We start from the raw sequence: 16,992 nt of genomic DNA on the forward strand, positions 1-16,992 counted from the left end.
ATGATCAGTGATTACTTTGACGGATGCATACCTGTGGGAACAGAACCCTGCCTGGATAAACAGTTTATGGAATTCCATATTAACGCCCGTATTCGCAGGCAATGCGACTTTGACGAAACACTTTTTGCTTCGAGCGGAAACGTAATTTTTACAAATCTGAAGGCAGTCCGCCTTTTTGCGCAAAAATACAATGACACAATAGACGCAGCAAAGCATCCCGACCGCTTCCTTAAAGCCGGCCAGCTGAATGCCATGGGGCTCATTGACGAGATTTTCCATTACGTATGCCGCCTCTACCGCCGTGATGTTTCCGAAACTTTTTTCAGCGGAGCCATAGAAGCAATAGAAGAAGAACTGGGCGTGGAAAAACTTGACGCCATTCTGCTGGCCTTTGTTAAGGAATTTCCGCCCCTCGCCGTTTACAGGAATTCAATGGACCCTGCCGCATGGCTCGCGGAATCGGATGATGACGGAATTTCAAACCGGGTAATTGCGCTCGAGGAATTAATGCTGCTCAGACTCGCGAATGAAAATCCTGCGTTTGAACCATTTTATCCCCTTTTCACGGATAAGGTTCTGCTGAATAACAAGGATTACCTCAAGGCCTGGGATATTCTCCGGCAATGGTCCGCAAAAAAACCTCCGTTCGGCCCCGAAAACAGGGATCTGATTTCAATGCTCAAGGCGCCGGTCGAGTTTTCCCCCTATGATCTAAAGGGCCAGCTTGATTATATCCGTAAATACTGGCTGGATCTTCTTGGAGAATGGCTCTCCAGGCTTCTTTCCGGGATCGATCTTATATCGGAAGAAGAAAAAGCCTCATGGAGCGGCGGAATCGGCTCAGGGACTCCGGAAATGTCCCCCTATGAGTTCGGCGATATAAGCAAGGAATATGAACGGTTCAGCCCGGACCGGGACTGGATGCCGAATGTAGTTCTTATAGCAAAAAGTACATTAGTCTGGCTGAGCCAGCTGACGGAAAAATACGGACGCCCGATTACACGGCTTGATCAGATTCCGGACGAGGAACTCGATTTCATTGCATCCTGCGGATTTACCGGATTATGGCTTATCGGTTTGTGGGAACGGTCCTACGCGAGCGCCCGGATCAAACAGATCTGCGGCAACCCGGAAGCGGCGGCCAGCGCCTACAGTTTATACGATTATGATATTGCGGAGGAACTCGGCGGCTGGGAAGCCCTGAACAATCTGCGCATGCGCGCCTGGAAACGGGGAATACGGATGGCCTCGGATATGGTTCCGAACCATACCGGTATGGACGGCAAATGGGTCATCGAAAAGCCGGACCTTTTTGTGCAAACCCGGGACTGCCCGTTCCCTTCATATGATTTCAATGGCGAAAACCTGTCCCGCGACAACAGGGTAAGCATTTACCTCGAAAACCATTACTATTCCCGTTCAGACTGCGCGGTTGTTTTCAAGCGGGTCGACAATCATACCGGCGATGTTCGCTATATATATCACGGAAATGACGGAACCGGCATGCCCTGGAATGATACGGCCCAGATAGACTTCCTTAATCCCGAAGCCAGGGAAGAAGTCATTCAGAAAATCATGCATGTTGCGAGAAATTTCCCCATTATCAGGTTTGACGCGGCAATGGTTCTGGCAAAAAAGCATATCCAGCGCCTGTGGTATCCCGAACCCGGACATGGCGGCGATATAGCGAGCCGTTCGCAGTTTGCGCTTTCCCGAGATGAATTCGAACGCAGAATTCCTGAGGAATTCTGGCGAGAAGTCGTGGACCGCTGCGCAAAGGAAATCCCCGATACTCTGCTTCTTGCCGAAGCATTCTGGATGATGGAAGGGTACTTTGTACGGACACTGGGAATGCACCGCGTGTATAATTCCGCGTTCATGAATATGCTTAAACGCGAAGATAACGCCAAATACCGGGACACTATCAAAAATACAATAGAATTTGATTCCGAAATACTGAAACGCTATGTCAACTTTATGAATAATCCGGATGAAGAAACCGCGGCAGTACAGTTTGGCTATGATGACAAATATTTCGGTGTCTGTACCATGATGGTTGCCATGCCCGGGCTTCCGATGTTCGGACACGGCCAGATAGAAGGTTTCGAAGAAAAGTACGGAATGGAATACCGGAAAGCTTACCGGAATGAACAGCCGAAGCAGTGGCTGGTTGACCGGCACCGCAGGGAAATCTTCCCCCTGATGAAAAAACGCTATCTTTTTGCGGGTGTGGATAATTTCCTCCTGTATGATTTTTATGAAAACGGCCGGGTTAACGAAAATGTATTTGCATGGTCGAACCGGGTAGGGGACGAGCGGGCTCTTGTTCTGTATAACAACAAATACGAACAGGCAACCGGCTGGATAAAAACTTCCGCCGCACGCGCGATAAAGAACGCTGACGGTTCAAAAACCCTTGTCCAGAGCGGCCTTGCCGAGGGAATCGGACTGACTGTCCGCGACAACCGTTACTGTATCATGCAGGAACTCCGTTCCGGGCTCTGGTTTATGCGTACAACCAGGGAACTCGCGAATAACGGAATATTCGCTTCCCTGAACGGTTTCCAGACCCAGGTTTTCATGAATATTTATGAGGTTGATGATAATGAATTCGGACATTACCGGACCCTGTATGAAACACTTAACGGCGCCGGTATAACCGATATCCAGATGGGAATTAAAAACATTTTCCTGAAAGACCTGTATACCGCGCTCGCCGGCCTGGCTTCCGCGGAGTATTTTAACGGGATCCGTGACATTCTCTTTATGAAAGACGCCAAAGACCTCGATACCCGTGTTACTGCTTTTACCGCCGGTCTGAAGAAACCCGCGCAGGCCTTCTTTGAAAAATGCGGGGAATATATTTCCGGCGCATTCGGCGCACAGTCAATTATTGATCTCAGCAAACGGAAAAATATACCTGACGCCGCTACGGTATGGGAATGGTACAGCGCTTCTCTTGAACGGCTGCTGCGGCTGGGAACTGATCCCGAAAAAACAATCGGCGCCGGTCTTCCTGTGGAAGGCGATTACCCCGAAATTCTGGCCTGTACACTGATTCTGTACAGCGTCCGTCCGATTATAGGAAGCGAGGCATCCGGCGAGGTTTTAACCAAACTGATTGACCTGTGGAGCCTTGACCGCAAACTGGCGGATATTCTGTCGGGATACGGGAAAAACGGCGGCCATATTTTATGGCAGCTCCAGAAAGTAAAGGCAACCTGCGTTCTTACCGGTCTGGAAAATGAACCGGCTCCGGCCTCCGATATCATGGGCGCGCTATTTACATATGACGGGGCCCGCCAGTTCCTGGGATTAAACGAGTGGGACGGAATAACCTGGTTCAATAAGGAACAGGCGGAAGAAATGATCAACATACTGACAGTTCTATCCGCGATATTCGGAATCCCCGGTGAAAAAACGGCGGATAATTCACCCGAAGGAATAAAAGGCCATTTTAAGAGCGTTCTTGATATGCGGAAAAAGATGGGAGAAATTCTGGACGGGGCCGAATATCAGGCTGACAAGGTGACTGCCGAATACCGGGCAAAAAAGACAAAAACCGATATAAAGGATCCGGGAAAGGAAAAAAAGGATTCCGGTCCGGCAAAGACTAAAAAATAATGAAAAGGGCATTTCCCTGGGGGAGATGCCCTTTTTTTATGGAAATATATAGAAATGGCAATATCAGGATTGCTGTGCGTTTTCTTCTGCGTATTTTCTGAATTCTTCCATAGACATTTTATCGGAATAGAGAGGATATAATGCTTCAATTAATTCTTCTAAAGTATCAAATTTTGCTCCGTCCAATTTTACGGCCATAACTTCCCCCTTCTCCTAATATATTTTAAGTATAACCACAATTTCCCGTATATGCAAGGAATGATTTTTTAAATTGCCTCATCCTGCAAATTCAGCAAGAATTTTCCGGATTCCGGCGCTTTCCGCGGCGATACATTTCATTCCGGGTACCGGATTATGCAAATCTTTTACTGATTCGGGCATTTTGGGCGCTTCTCCGCAGGCCGTTCTGATCCTGTTTGCTTCGAAAAAAGGGTGGTCTTTTGCAAGCAGCACCACAGTTCCCCCGTCGGAATTGATGTAATCTTTCATAGGGTTAAGAGCTCCGTATACTGTGGCCGAAGCGGTATCAAAAAAGACGCCGTATTTTTTATATGCTTCGAAGATAAGATCGGGTACAGCCGCCGGCCTTATTTCCTCAGGAAACACAAGGCCTCCAAGCAGGGCGGGATTTACGGCAAAAACCTGTTCAAGCCGTTCAAGGTTCGACGGTTTCGCCGGATCAGCCGAATCCCGTTCATCAAGCGGCACAATGGAATCCATGACCATACAGCGGCCGGAAATATCGCGGGAAATGGCCGGGGTCGCGTCGGTAATAAAACCGTTGACGGGCAGGGAAAATTTCCAGGCGTACAGCCCTGCAACCAGGTTTCCGAAATTCCCCGAAGGAACGGCGTAGAAAATATCCCCGTCGACCTTTTTTCTCAGACGTGAAAAAGCGTACATGTACGGAAAAACCTGGGGCAAAAGCCGTCCGATATTTGCGGTATTCGCTAGAGTCAGTCCGTATTTCAGTACAATATCCCTGTCGGTAAAAATCCCGCGGACAAGGCTTTCCGCATCGTCATGCGTACCTTCTATTTCTACCGGCCAGATATTGCCGCCGTTCCAGGCCAGATATTCCGGCTCAATTCCGGTCAGAGTTCCCTTTGCGTAGACCAGTACAACTTTTAAATGCTTTTTCCCGGCGAATCCGGCCGCCATCGACCTTCCTGTCCTGGTTGATGTCGCCGCAAGGACCATGGCACTGCGGCCTTCCATGGTAAGAATGTGCTCAAGCGCGGAAGCCAGCCAGTGAATTCCGAAATCCTTATGGCTCCCGGTCGGGCCGTGAAACAATTCAAGGGTGTACAAGTTATTGTCAAGCTGCCTCAAAAGGGGGCTGTATTGGTTAAAAGCGGTCCCTGCAATGCGTTCCGATACAACAGGACTGAATTCCTCTTTCAGCAGCGCGGCTGTCAATGTTCCCGCTATCGAGGAAAAAGACGTTTTTTCGTCCATATACATAATCCATGGATGGAGATTCTCTTCATTAGCGGGGACATAAAGTCCCCCATCCTGCGGGATACAGTCAAGTACTGCATTCCGGAAACTGACCGTTTTTTTGCTGTTTCTGGTGCTGATCAATTCCATTGATCCCTCCGAAAATCCGGATATACAATACTGTATATTCCTTTTGTTATAGTATCTTTCACTGAATAAAACATTTTTGCAGATACCTGCTTTTCCTTATATAGTATAACTTTTTAGCCTTTAAAAACAGAGCGCGGGGACATTTTTACCGATTTTTAATATTTGATTGTCGTGCGGAATAAACTGATCTTTTTAGAGAGCCATACATAAAGGGATCAAAAAAGGAACCAGCAGACTCAAAACCAGTCCGTGGATTACGGCCTGCGGAACAACGTCTGTCCCCCAGGTGTCGGTTATGACAGGAAGCGTAACATCCATACTTGTTGCCCCTGCGATGCCGATGCTGCTTTCCGGACTTCGGGTCAGTTTAAGAAAGGGAATGCACAGAAAAGCTATCGTTTCCCGGAACAGGTTGGATAAAAATGAAGCGGCCCCAAGCAGAGGGTCCCCCAAATTTGAAATAAGTACACCGGAAAGGCTGTACCAGCCGAATCCTGAGCCGAGCGCGAGAGCCCTGTTCAGGGTCATACCGCTGAAAACCAGGGTTCCAAGTGAACCCGCGAGCGTTCCAATCACAGTGACAAGAGGCAGAATCAGTATTGAAGGCCGCAAAAGTATTGTTTTCAGGTTTTCATTTCCGGAAGCCATTTGTATCCCGATTAAAAAAAGAAGCACATTCAAAATCCATACATTCAGCGTTCCGTCGTTCAGTATGGGAATTTCAGGAAGAAAATAGCCGACTGCGGTTCCGATACATACAAGCAGCAGGAGGATGGCGGGCTTTTTCAGGACAAGAAAAAACAGCGCCTTTTTCCGCAGCGCCGGCCGTGCGGGCTCAGTTTTGTCCGGCTGCTGCGGGTTCCTGTCCGAGGCCCGGTTAATCCGGCGGTAAACCGGTTTCATGAGTACATGGCATAACACGCTTCCGGCGCAGGCAAAAACAGCGCTGCTAACCGCGAGCAAACCGACAACGGGCAAATTTGCCAGAATTTCCCTGCTTTGGCCCAGGCGCAGGCCCATTGAAAGCAGCAAAAGATACAGTGTTACCGAAAAAAAACGTTCAATAACAGGGGAATATTTTATAAGGCCGGTTTTCGCGGCGATAAAACCTCCCGCCAGAAAGAGGATCAGCAGGAGAACGGAAATAATGGCTTCCATTATTTATTGACCCGGTACTTTTTGACAAATCCGCAGGGCCGGTAGGTCATTTTTGCCTGCCGCATGCCCTCGTTGCCCAGGTCCTGTTCACGGTTAATGAATTCAACCGATTCCGGGAGGGAAAGGGCATATTCCATATTTATTACCTGATAGGCACCCCGGTAATCAACCCTGGCTTTTTCAAAATGGACCGCCGCTATACGTCCTCCGGCGACTGTTTCCGCAAGGGTCCAGGCCACAGGTGTTTTATCAACATACAGTACAAGGCCGGACATCTGGAATTTATCCAGCAAATCCAGCGCTTCGCCAGCCGCACGGTAATCGGTTTTATCGGGGTTTTCCTCATGCGTACCCCAGAATTCCAGAACTTCCCTGGCGTCCGAACGGGTCTCCAGGTCAAGCGGTTTCAGATAATAGTCAGGGTACATCGCCTTAAAGGCGTTTACATGGTTCTTTTTCCGGTGAAATTTTTTTCCGGAAAGGCTGGCAAGATCGGTCCTCTGATACAGATAATCAAAATTGTTTCTGTCTTCAAACGGAACATATCCGGCTTTTTCCATGGCTTCGCCGTTTTTTTCGATAAATGAGGGTGAAATAAGTTTCCAGAAGCTGTGGGTTTCAAACAGTTCCCCCACCGTCTGCAAACCGGTTTCCAGACAGGGCGTAATGAAAAACTTTTCCCCGGCAGTTTCACCGGAAATCAGTAGAATTTCATTATTGCATGAGACCTTGTACTTATAATGGTTACGGAAAAGAAATAATCCGGCGAAGCTCAATTCCGATATACCGTCCGGCAGTTGTACCATAAAAGGTGATATTTCCTGGGCCATTTCGAGAGATAACGGCGCAAATTCAGGATAGGCTGGCAGAGAACTCATACTAATATGGTACTATTTTCAGAGGAAAACAGCAAGCGAGTTGACGGGAGGCGGAGAAATATCGTAATCTACGATTAAATGGAAATACAAAAGGACTTGCTTGAACCGCTTTTGCGCCGGTTTACTAAATATGTTTCAATTGACAGCCAGAGTAATTCGCAGAATGCGGATAACGGAATTATGCCGTCAACGGAAAACCAGTGGGTGTTTGCCCGGACCCTCCTTGAAGAATTCAAGTCTCTGGGAATTATAGACGCTGAGCTGGACGGGAACTGCTATCTTCTGGCCCGTCTCCCGGCGACTCCGGGAAAGGAAGAATCCCTCACTTTCGGTCTCTGCTCGCATATTGATACCTCGGGCGAGGCCCCCGGCTCCGCGGTCAAACCGCAGTTTCATAAAAATTATGACGGAAGGCCCATTATACTCAGGGACGGATTTTCCATAGACCCCAAATCCGACAGTGACCTTGCTTCCTGTGCCGGCAGGGGCGACACGATAATTACTTCAGACGGAACAACGCTGCTCGGTGCCGACGATAAGGCAGGCATCGCGGGCATCATGACCATGCTGGAATATCTGATCAGTCATCCTGAAATCCCCCACGGACCCGTTGAAATTCTTTTCTCACCTGATGAAGAAACAGGCCACGGCATGGATAAGGTCCCGCTGGACAGGATCAGGTCAAAGGCCTTTTACACAGTGGACGGAGGACAGGAAGGCGAACTGGAGATAGAATGTTTTAACGCATGGAAATGCGACCTTATGTTCACCGGAATCGCCGCACACCTTGGAACAGCGCGCGGTAAAATGGTCAACGCGCTGACTATGGCGGCATCTTTTATTTCCGCTCTGCCCCAGCAGGAAAGTCCGGAAACAACCGACGGCTATGAGGGATATTTCTGTCCCCTTGAAGCTGAAGGTACCATAGAAAAGGCCCGTGTTTCCGTTTTGCTCAGGGATTTCGACCGCGCAAATATGGAAGCCCGGCTCGACCGGATTGATGTTATTGCCCGAGGCATTGAAGCCCGTTTCCCCGGAGGAAAGATTAAGGTCGCCCGGTCCCAGCAATATCTTAATATGAAAGAAAAACTCGAAGCCGCCCCCCATCTGCTTTCGCGTCTGCAGGAAGCGGCCGGACGCGCCGGGGTCGAAACCTATTTAAAGCCTATCCGCGGAGGCACTGACGGTTCCAGGCTGACTGAAATGGGAATCCCGACGCCTAATATTTTTACGGGCGGGCATAATTTTCATTCAAGGACAGAATGGGCCTCCCTGCTGCAAATGGGCAGCATGGTGGGGGTCCTCATTGAACTGGTAAAAGTGTGGGGAGAACAATAATGTATAAATATATTATCGAAGGCGGCTTTCCGATAAAGGGAACAGTCAGGGCAAGCGGGAACAAGAACGCCGCACTTCCCTGCATAGCCGCCGCTTTGTTAACCGAAGAACCTGTTATATTGCGGAACCTGCCTGAAATTGAAGATATGCAGGTTATGCTGGAAATTTTTACCGCCCTGGGCGGGACTGTAAACAAGCTGGAAAATAACGTTTACAGTCTCCAGATCAAAGATGTCGCGCGTACCGATATACCCTCTCCGCTTTCCCAGCGCATCCGGGCTTCGATCCTCTTCGCGGGGCCTCTGCTGGCCCGCGCGGGCAGGGCAGTCCTCCCTCCTCCCGGAGGCGATGTAATAGGCCGGCGCCGGCTTGACACCCATTTTCTTGCCCTTACGGAACTTGGCGTGCGCGTTGACATAGACGGTCAGTTTAGCTTTACCGCAAACAAGCTGATAGGCCAGGATATTTTTCTTGACGAAATGTCGGTAACCGCGACTGAAAATACCATTATGGCGGCCGTCCTTGCCGAAGGCACAACGATTATTACCAACGCGGCAAGCGAACCCCATGTTCAGGACCTTTGTTCAATGCTCAGCAGCATGGGGGCAAAGATCAGCGGATGCGGTTCAAATATTCTTATTATTGATGGTGTGAAAAAACTTCATGGAACCGATTTCAGGATAGGGCCTGATTATATGGAAATCGGTTCGTTCATAGGGCTTGCCGCTGTAAGCAGGGGAACCATAACCATAACCGATATTGAACCGAAGGATATGAGGCCAATCCGGCTTGCGTTCGGAAAGCTGGGCATCCGATGGGACATTGAAGGCACCGAGCTGACGGTTCCTGCCCAGCAGGTTTTGCAGGTAAACTGTGACATAGGCGGTATGGTCCCGAAAATAGACGACGCGCCCTGGCCCGGGTTCCCGCCCGATCTCACCAGCATCATGACGGTAGTAGCTACCCAGGTTGAGGGGACGGTTCTTATCCATGAAAAAATGTTTGAATCCAGAATGTTTTTTGTTGATAAACTTATAGGGATGGGGGCCCGCATTACTCTCTGCGATCCCCACCGGGCCGTAGTCTCAGGCCCCAGCCTCCTTCACGGCTCAGACCTGGTTTCGCCCGATGTCAGGGCGGGTATGGCAATGGTCATTGCCGCTCTCTGCGCTCGGGGGGAAAGTACCATCCATAATGTATACCAGATTGAACGGGGTTATGAAAACCTGACAAAACGCCTTCAGTCCCTGGGCGCCCAGATTACAAGAAAGACCGAAGTCTGATATGCCTTTTGCCTTAGTGTCTTTTTCACTGCCAGACTATGAGAAACGCCGCATTCTTACACAATGTCATGTGTGGAAACAGCCTGAGGATTTGCGGACAGAAGGTTTTTACACAGATGAATGTGTAAGTGAATTATATTCCCGGATGACACCGGTTCTGATTCTGTTATTTACACATACTATTGTGTAAGTCTTGAATGCTTTTCCTGATAAATTATCTCTGCCCGGCAGATCATTTGATTTTTTACACAAGGTAATGTGTAAGATTTTGGTACTGTCTTACCTTCAGCCAACTGTTGTGTTCAGCCGGTGAACCTTTTCTGGCTCTTACACAATATATTGTGTAGGAATTTATTGTCTGTCTTAAAATGCTTGCTCCGCTGCTTCTGTTCCGGACCTGCATGGCAGTGAAAAATTATTTTCAGGACGGCAGTTTTACTGCTACGCCAGCCGGAGCAGCAAAAACAGTTTCGGTGCGCACCAGCTTGCGAAGAACCCGCAGAGTCCGTATCTGATAAAGCGGAACAGGTTATACCACGAATTTGTTTCGCCGGGGATATTTTTTTCAGTACATAATACAGGCCCGCAAGCAGCAGAAGGCCTAGAATAGTCCTTACAACTTTCAGGATAACGCTGCCGTTCGCGGCTGAAAAACGCCTGTTTTTTTCTTTATCTTCACTGCTGTCAGCGGGCGCCGGATCGCCGGTCAGGAGAATATACCCGGCGGAGAAGCCCAGCAGCATTCCTCCCATTGAACTGTCACCCCCGCTGATAATAACCAGAACAAGCGAGGCAATGGCCGGGAGAATAAATTTATACATACGAGGGGTTTTACCGGTCGCTGTCCTGTATTGCTCATAGGAATCGCGGAAAGCCACCGCGATTCCGCTTGTTTTCAGTTTTGAGGCAAGCGCCGGTACCACAAACAGGGCCATTACCGAAATAAGCGCGCCGAGCGCCCATCCGAAAATAACATCGGAGGGATAATGTACCCCGAAATAAATTCTGCTCAGCCCAATGATAAGGGGAAGCAGAATTGAAACCAGAAGCCGCACCGCAAATGCCTCTTTTTTCCGGGGCTTGTCTTTTTTCTCCGAAAAGAGCAGGGTTGGCCAGAAAGCCGCCGAATTCTGCGCGTGGCCTGAAGGCGTGGAAAACCCTTTTTCCTCAAACCGCAGAACGGAAGAGTCCTGTGTGTAGGGCCTTGGCACCCGCAGAAAGTTTTTCAGCGCTGTATTGACGCCATTGGAAATAAAAACCGTCATTGCCAGTTTGAACCCCCGCTTTTCGTCCACACACCAGAATATTACCGATAACAGAAGAACGTAAGGAATAATGCCGCCCAGCTCGGTAAAAAAACGCATAACAGCGTCGAGCGCCGGGTTCCTGAAACTCTGGAAAAAAGAAATTACCGACAAACCCCAGGTATAAATAGTATCCGCAATGCCTGCGGATTCCGCTGTCTGTATTACTGCCGCTTCAGTCATTAGTTTCTCCTGGCCTTTCCGGAAAAAATCCGTTTTACTGTCCCCTGAAAAAGGGAATGGATACACCCGCAAATTCCTCCGGGATTTCCCAGGGATACGGAGCCGTCATTTCAATATCGGGACGGATATCTTCATATCTCCCTGAATTGTTCCAGTATGTATATCCCTGATTAATTGAATCCCGTATGCCGAATATCTGCCGCTGGACATAATCCCCGTCATAATATTTTTTATCATAGGATACAGGGAGATAAAAAGCCTGGGTCCATGGCCTGATAAGAACCGCGTTCCGGGCCAGAAGAATATTTCTGTATGAACCGTAATAAAAAATCCGGTACGGTCTTTCTTCAGAGGGTTTCTGGGCAAGAAAGGTTTGCTCGAAATGGCTGGGATAAAACATGGGGCAGATTACATCAACATAACGGGCAAGAAGTTCCACATCCTGTCCCGTTCTGGACCCGGTCCGGTACCAGCCGTTCGCCCCGTAAATATCAATCGAGATCGGGGCTTTTATTTCCCTGCGCGCGTAGGCAAGAAAAGACATCAGCGCGCTTTCCTTGTCCATCCCCTTGTCCTGCCACCGGTATGTTGCGTCTCCGAGATTTCTGCCGTCTGTCGGAAACCGGATATAATCAAACTGGATTTCATCAAAACCCCGGGCAATAAGCTCCTTGGATATGGCGACATTGTATTCCCATACTTCTTCACAGAAAGGGTCAACCCAGAATTCATCGTAATATTTTCTGACGATTTCCGTTTTCGGTTCCGTCTTTTTATCAGACTCCTGATCGGCGGGTTCTTCTATTTTCTGGGTTATATTTTCATATCCCTGCCATGCTTTTTTTCTTTCGGATCCCAGACCGCATATTTCCCGCCGCCGTATTTCGACAGTTCGCGGTCCTTGAAAACTACAATTCTGGCAACCAGATAAATGCCGTTTTCTTTTGCCTTTTTGACAAAGGCTTCGAGGTCTATGCCTCTGCCCGTCTTTCCCTTTTGCAGAACAAGCGGGTCTTTTGTATTGTACCTGATGAAACCGTAATCGTCCTTCATATCAACGACAAGCATATTCAGATTGTTGTCCTTAATGGTTTTAATATGTTTGTCAAAACCTTCATCGGTTGTTACCTGCCACACAGGCAAATAGATGCCTTTTTTGAGGTCCGCCGTTTTACTGTAGGCGGACGAACTTTTGGGAGGATCAAGCAGCCAGAGTTCTGAAAGTGAAAGAGGTCCCCTGCCGTATGAATATTTTGCCGGAACCCACGCGGACAGCAGATTCCCCGGTATTCTCCTGAATATTGTATTCCAGTCGGGAACAGGATGGACCGGCGGCTCTTTTTCTTGTCCCGGTGTTACGGGCAGCGGCAGCTCATACAGATTATTCAGGGTTGAAAAAACCAGGGACTTCGGACCGGCGGCAAGACCGTCAATGGTATCGGCCGGATTTTCCCCTGACCAGATTTTTATAAATTTGTTTCCATTCCAGTCAAGCCGGTATATCCGGGGCATAAATGTCTGTGAGGCGTAAACGGCAAAAGTTTTTCCTTCAGGAACTGCAATGATATCAGCCACTTCATCGGGCCAGTTTATAGTCGGCGCCGATTCAAGACCCTCATTCAGATCAGTCCATACCGGTTTTTCGGCATCGGGCCTGCGCCAGGAAATACCATATATGGGATGGGAAAGAAAGATGGTGAGCTGGGGAGTTCCTTCGCTGTCAGGAAGATCCAGTACGCAGACTGATTTTGCGCCTGCCGTGGTAGCGCTCATGCCCTGGCTTTTCCAGGTTTTTCCCCCATCCCGCGACAGATACACTGCCTCTCTGGTTGTGGTTACCATTATATCGGGATTGGCCGGATGCAGTTTCAGGTCCTTCAGTTCCTGGACCTCGCTGGAGAATTTTTTTTCTCCGTTTTCCATATATTTTATGAGCTTGACCGGCAGCCCGGTGTTCCGTTCCTCAAATGTGATGAAATCCTTTGTATGGAAAATACCTTTTTCAGTAAGAAAAAACCATTGGTCACCGGCGGCCTGGATCTTCTTTATCTGGGGCATTTTCCAGACCATATCCGTTCTCGCTCCGTTAATCCGGTAGAGACCCGCGTCAGTCCCTGCCAGAAAGAAATCTTCCGCGAGGATTCCTGTCATAGTACATATATAGAGCAGCAAAACTGTAAATCGTAATTTCATATATAGTAAAAATATCAGAAAAAAAGATATTAAAAAAGCCTTTACCAGTGTATATTATAGTCAAATAATTTAAATTATTTGACTATTTCCGGATATCTGAACCTGATACGGATATTCCGGTAAGATCCCGGGGGGAAATTGAAAATACATTTGCTTGGTCCTTCCGGTTCCGGGACATCAACTCTGGGAAAGCTTATCGCCGGAAAATATGAGGTCCCATGGTTTGATTCCGATGATCTTTTCTGGATAAAAACGGATCCTCCCTTTACAGTGAAGCGGGACATAAATGAAAGAACCCTGTTGCTCAGAAAAACCCTTTCGGAACATGATTCCTGGGTTTTAAGCGGCTCCGCTCTTGGATGGGGCGATTTTATCAGGGAATGTATTGATATTGCCATTTACAAATATGTTGAACCCGGACAGCGGCTGGAAAGACTGCTGAAAAGGGAAAGGCAGCGTTACGGCGGCAGAATAGAGTCCGGCGGTGATATGTATGAAAGCAGCCGGCAATTTATTGACTGGGCAATGCAATATGAAAAAGGCGGAATGGATATGAGAAGCGCGGAAAGCGAGACTGCCTGGCTTGAAGGGCTGTCATGTCCCGTTATAAAGCTTGAACGTGTTATGCCCGCTGAAAAAGAACTGGATCTGGTTTTTTCGGAAATCGCCCGGCTGATTCCAGGCAGGAATAAATACGGAATTGTCTGAGTCAGGTCTTTGTCCGCGCCGTTTTTGTTTGCAATAATTCTGTTTATCGCATATCATAAAAGTAACGGCGATTTCAAAATGTCAGATTTTGAAATCGCTTCAGTATACAGACCGGTTTCCGGACTTTGGCTTGTTCCGCAAAAGGGGGATGATAAAAGTACGCTCCTGTACATTTATCATATTGTACCGGCCATCTGCCGGCCGTTTATAATCCTTGGACCCTGCCTGACTTTGTACAGGAGTATCGCATGGAAAAATCAGTAACACAAATCTGCGGGATTTTGACTTCCGGAGGCGACGCTCCCGGTCTGAATGCCGCTATCCGCGGAGTTGCGCGTACCGCAATGGACGTGTACGGGATTAAGGTTATCGGGATTGAAAACGGATACCGGGGGCTGATAGAAGATGACAGCAGGGTTTTGGAACCCTGGGAATTTTCCGGAATACTTGCCCGCGGAGGGACAATTCTGGGGACTTCACGGGAAAAACCGTTTAAGGACAAAAACTGGCAGAATGATGAAAACGGCCCGGGCGCCGTTGAACTCATAAAAAAGACATATAAAAAACTGAATCTGGACTGCCTTGTTGTTCTCGGAGGCAACGGGACAAATACGACTGGATATCTTCTTTCACAGGAAGGACTGAATATTATCGGCCTCCCCAAAACAATTGACAATGATATTGCCGAAACCGATATAACCTTCGGTTTTCATACTGCGCTTACTGTCGCCACGGAGGCTATTGACCGCCTGCACTCCACCGCGTCGAGCCATAACCGCGTTATGGTAATTGAAGTAATGGGACACAAGGCCGGCTGGCTGAGTTTGTATTCAGGCGTGGCCGGAGGCGGGGACGTTGTCCTGATTCCGGAAATTCCCTATGATATAAAAAAAATAGCGCACCATCTTGAAGAACGGGTCCGAAGCGGAAAGACCTTTTCAATTGTTGTTGTCGCTGAAGGCGCTCTTTCCATGGAAGAAGCCGGGCTTGATAAAAAGGCCTTCAAGAAGGCCCGCGCCGAAATGTCCGGTTCCATCGGTTACCGGGTCGCCCGTGAAATTGAAGAAGCAACAGGGCAGGAAGCCCGCGTGACTGTTCTCGGTTATCTGCAGAGGGGAGGCACGCCGGTCGCCTATGACAGGGTGCTTGCTTCGCAGTTCGGGACGGCGGCGGCCACCATGCTCGCTCAGGGAGATTACGGTAAAATGGTCGCCCTGCAGGACAATAATATAGTCGGCGTTCCGCTCGAACTGATCGCGCACAGGATCAAACGCGTTCCTCTTGATCACCGGATGATAGCGACCGCGCGGGCTGTCGGGACCTGTATGGGCGACTGAAAAACCTGTCCGCCACATTCTTGTTAAATACGGATATCCTGTGAAAGAAAATAAATATGATGATCCTGTTTTTTTCGGGCAATATAAGCAAATGTCCCGGTCTTCCGGCGGACTCGCCGCCGCGGGCGAGTGGCACCAGTTCAGAAAAATGCTGCCCGATTTTACCAATAAACGGGTCCTTGATCTGGGCTGCGGTTTCGGCTGGCACTGTATCTATGCGGCTGATCACGGCGCGGCGTCGGTAGTCGGAATTGATATTTCAGAAAAAATGCTGGAGACAGCAAGAGAAAAAACCGGCACACGGAAAATAACCTATATCAATACGGCGATCGAAGACGCGGAATTTGAACCGGACAGTTTTGATATTGTTCTGAGTTCTCTTGCGTTCCACTATATCCCGGCATTTGAAAATGTATGCGCTCGGGTGTATTCCTGGCTTGAAGAAAGCGGTGTCTTTGTTTTTTCCGCTGAACATCCCGTATTTACCGCGTACGGCAGTCAGGACTGGATATATGGTCCGGACGGCGCTATTCTGCACTGGCCGGTCGATAACTATTTTTCAGAAGGGCCGAGGGACGCTGTTTTTCTCGGAGAACATATAACCAAATATCACAGGACCCTCACCGCATATCTGCATACGCTCATTTCAAACGGATTCATTATCACCGATTTTGTTGAGGCGGAGCCGTCTTCCGATATGCTTGAGGCGGACCCTGCGATGAAAGATGAGCTCCGTCGTCCGATGATGATTCTGGTTTCCGCGGTAAAAGGCCCGGAGCGTCAGAAGAACAAAGCCTGAGATTCCCGCCGTCCGGAACCAGAAGATTATTCCTTCAAATATATCCGCATGATTTCTTCCGCAAGTTCCTCCGGTGATTTTGTTTCTGCCGTTATTGTTATGTCTGCCATTTCCTCATATTTTTCTTTCCGGGTGTCATACAGGCCTCGGAATTTTTGTTCAGGATTTTTTCCCTGCAAAAATGGGGGAACTCTCCGTCCCGTTCCGCGCTGCGGATTATTCTGTTCAGGAGAATATCAAAAGAGGTATCGATAAACACAGTGATTTTTTCCTTTCTGAAACAGGCAAGGGCTTCCGGGTTATCCGACAAACCTCCTCCGGTTGAAATTACCGAGGCCCGATCAGCCGTCTCTGTGTGTATATGCTGAAATGCTTTTTGCTCCCAGTGTTTGAATAGTTCAGCGCCGCCCATGGTGTATAATTCGCGCGGCCCGGACCCTGAAAGTTTTTCAATAATATTGTCAGTGTCATAAAAGGGAAGGCCCAGCTTTTGCGCAAGCAGCGGACCAATTGAACTTTTTCCGCTGTGTTTTATACCAAGTAGAATTACGCTTTTTTCTTTTCCATTTTTCAAGTATACAAAAAAATATGCTTGTA

Annotated in this window: 15 protein-coding genes; 6 read left to right on the top strand and 9 right to left on the bottom strand. The window is 48.6% G+C overall.

Going from position 1 to position 16,992, the window contains the following annotated elements; all coding sequences use genetic code 11:
* Window positions 1-3,624, top strand: a complete 3,624-nt coding sequence (locus K7I13_RS10950; RefSeq protein WP_255945571.1) for an alpha-amylase family glycosyl hydrolase — start codon at window positions 1-3, stop codon at window positions 3,622-3,624.
* A gap of 63 nt (window positions 3,625-3,687) precedes the next feature.
* Here the strand turns inward: K7I13_RS10950 and K7I13_RS10955 are convergent, their stop codons facing one another.
* The 4 genes from K7I13_RS10955 to K7I13_RS10970 all read right to left on the bottom strand — a co-directional run bounded on the left by K7I13_RS10955 (window position 3,688) and on the right by K7I13_RS10970 (window position 7,250).
* Window positions 3,688-3,822 (bottom strand): hypothetical protein, encoded by a 135-nt coding sequence (locus K7I13_RS10955; RefSeq protein ID WP_255945573.1) that lies wholly within the window; start codon window positions 3,820-3,822, stop codon window positions 3,688-3,690.
* A 78-nt stretch (window positions 3,823-3,900) separates the two neighbouring features.
* Window positions 3,901-5,214: a pyridoxal-phosphate dependent enzyme gene (locus K7I13_RS10960; protein WP_255945575.1), complete on the bottom strand. Its 1,314-nt coding sequence runs from the start codon at window positions 5,212-5,214 to the stop codon at window positions 3,901-3,903.
* A 192-nt stretch (window positions 5,215-5,406) separates the two neighbouring features.
* On the bottom strand, window positions 5,407-6,372 hold the full coding sequence (locus K7I13_RS10965) for a LysO family transporter (RefSeq protein ID WP_255945577.1): 966 nt from the start codon (window positions 6,370-6,372) through the stop codon (window positions 5,407-5,409).
* A complete protein-coding gene (locus K7I13_RS10970; protein WP_255945579.1) occupies window positions 6,372-7,250 on the bottom strand; it encodes a DUF2156 domain-containing protein in 879 nt (292 codons plus the stop codon). Before K7I13_RS10970 ends, K7I13_RS10965 begins: the two co-directional genes overlap by 1 nt.
* Before the next feature lie 78 nt (window positions 7,251-7,328).
* Here K7I13_RS10970 and pepT point away from each other — a divergent pair, with 78 nt between their 5' ends.
* Both pepT and murA read left to right on the top strand, forming a co-directional pair.
* Window positions 7,329-8,588, top strand: a complete 1,260-nt coding sequence (gene pepT / locus K7I13_RS10975; protein WP_255945581.1) for a peptidase T — start codon at window positions 7,329-7,331, stop codon at window positions 8,586-8,588.
* Window positions 8,588-9,871, top strand: coding sequence for a UDP-N-acetylglucosamine 1-carboxyvinyltransferase (gene murA, locus K7I13_RS10980; RefSeq protein ID WP_255945582.1), 1,284 nt, complete (start codon window positions 8,588-8,590; stop codon window positions 9,869-9,871). Before pepT ends, murA begins: the two co-directional genes overlap by 1 nt.
* Window positions 9,872-10,173: 302 nt before the next feature.
* Here the strand turns inward: murA and K7I13_RS10985 are convergent, their stop codons facing one another.
* From K7I13_RS10985 to K7I13_RS15925, 3 genes are read right to left on the bottom strand one after another with little or no spacing between them, the layout of a single operon-like run.
* Complete coding sequence (locus tag K7I13_RS10985) at window positions 10,174-11,358, bottom strand: phosphatase PAP2 family protein (protein ID WP_255945583.1); 1,185 nt, start codon at window positions 11,356-11,358, stop codon at window positions 10,174-10,176.
* A gap of 34 nt (window positions 11,359-11,392) precedes the next feature.
* Entirely contained in the window at window positions 11,393-12,241 is an 849-nt protein-coding gene (locus K7I13_RS15920) for a putative glycoside hydrolase (RefSeq protein ID WP_439647488.1), read from the bottom strand.
* The gene (locus tag K7I13_RS15925; RefSeq protein WP_439647435.1) at window positions 12,172-13,551 is read right to left on the bottom strand and encodes a putative glycoside hydrolase; all 1,380 of its coding nucleotides are present in this window, start codon (window positions 13,549-13,551) and stop codon (window positions 12,172-12,174) included. Before K7I13_RS15925 ends, K7I13_RS15920 begins: the two co-directional genes overlap by 70 nt.
* Before the next feature lie 138 nt (window positions 13,552-13,689).
* Between K7I13_RS15925 and K7I13_RS10995 the strand changes: the two genes are divergently transcribed.
* The 3 genes from K7I13_RS10995 (at window position 13,690) to K7I13_RS11005 (ending at window position 16,395) form a co-directional block, all read left to right on the top strand.
* A complete protein-coding gene (locus K7I13_RS10995; RefSeq protein WP_255945584.1) occupies window positions 13,690-14,259 on the top strand; it encodes a P-loop NTPase family protein in 570 nt (189 codons plus the stop codon).
* Window positions 14,260-14,507: 248 nt separating this feature from the next.
* Window positions 14,508-15,596 (top strand): 6-phosphofructokinase, encoded by a 1,089-nt coding sequence (locus K7I13_RS11000; protein ID WP_255945585.1) that lies wholly within the window; start codon window positions 14,508-14,510, stop codon window positions 15,594-15,596.
* A 40-nt stretch (window positions 15,597-15,636) separates the two neighbouring features.
* Window positions 15,637-16,395, top strand: coding sequence for a class I SAM-dependent methyltransferase (locus K7I13_RS11005; RefSeq protein WP_255945586.1), 759 nt, complete (start codon window positions 15,637-15,639; stop codon window positions 16,393-16,395).
* A gap of 26 nt (window positions 16,396-16,421) precedes the next feature.
* On the opposite strand, the gene K7I13_RS15700 is transcribed toward K7I13_RS11005, so the two are convergent.
* The gene (locus K7I13_RS15700; protein WP_369413755.1) at window positions 16,422-16,538 is read right to left on the bottom strand and encodes a hypothetical protein; all 117 of its coding nucleotides are present in this window, start codon (window positions 16,536-16,538) and stop codon (window positions 16,422-16,424) included.
* Window positions 16,493-16,969, bottom strand: a complete 477-nt coding sequence (locus tag K7I13_RS11010) for a shikimate kinase (RefSeq protein ID WP_255945588.1) — start codon at window positions 16,967-16,969, stop codon at window positions 16,493-16,495. The genes K7I13_RS15700 and K7I13_RS11010 overlap by 46 nt, the downstream gene beginning before the upstream one ends.
* Window positions 16,970-16,992: the final 23 nt, after the last annotated feature.

Origin of the sequence: Brucepastera parasyntrophica (genome assembly GCF_022376835.1) — a bacterium.
GTDB classification, from domain to species: Bacteria; Spirochaetota; Spirochaetia; order Treponematales; family Treponemataceae; genus Brucepastera; species Brucepastera parasyntrophica.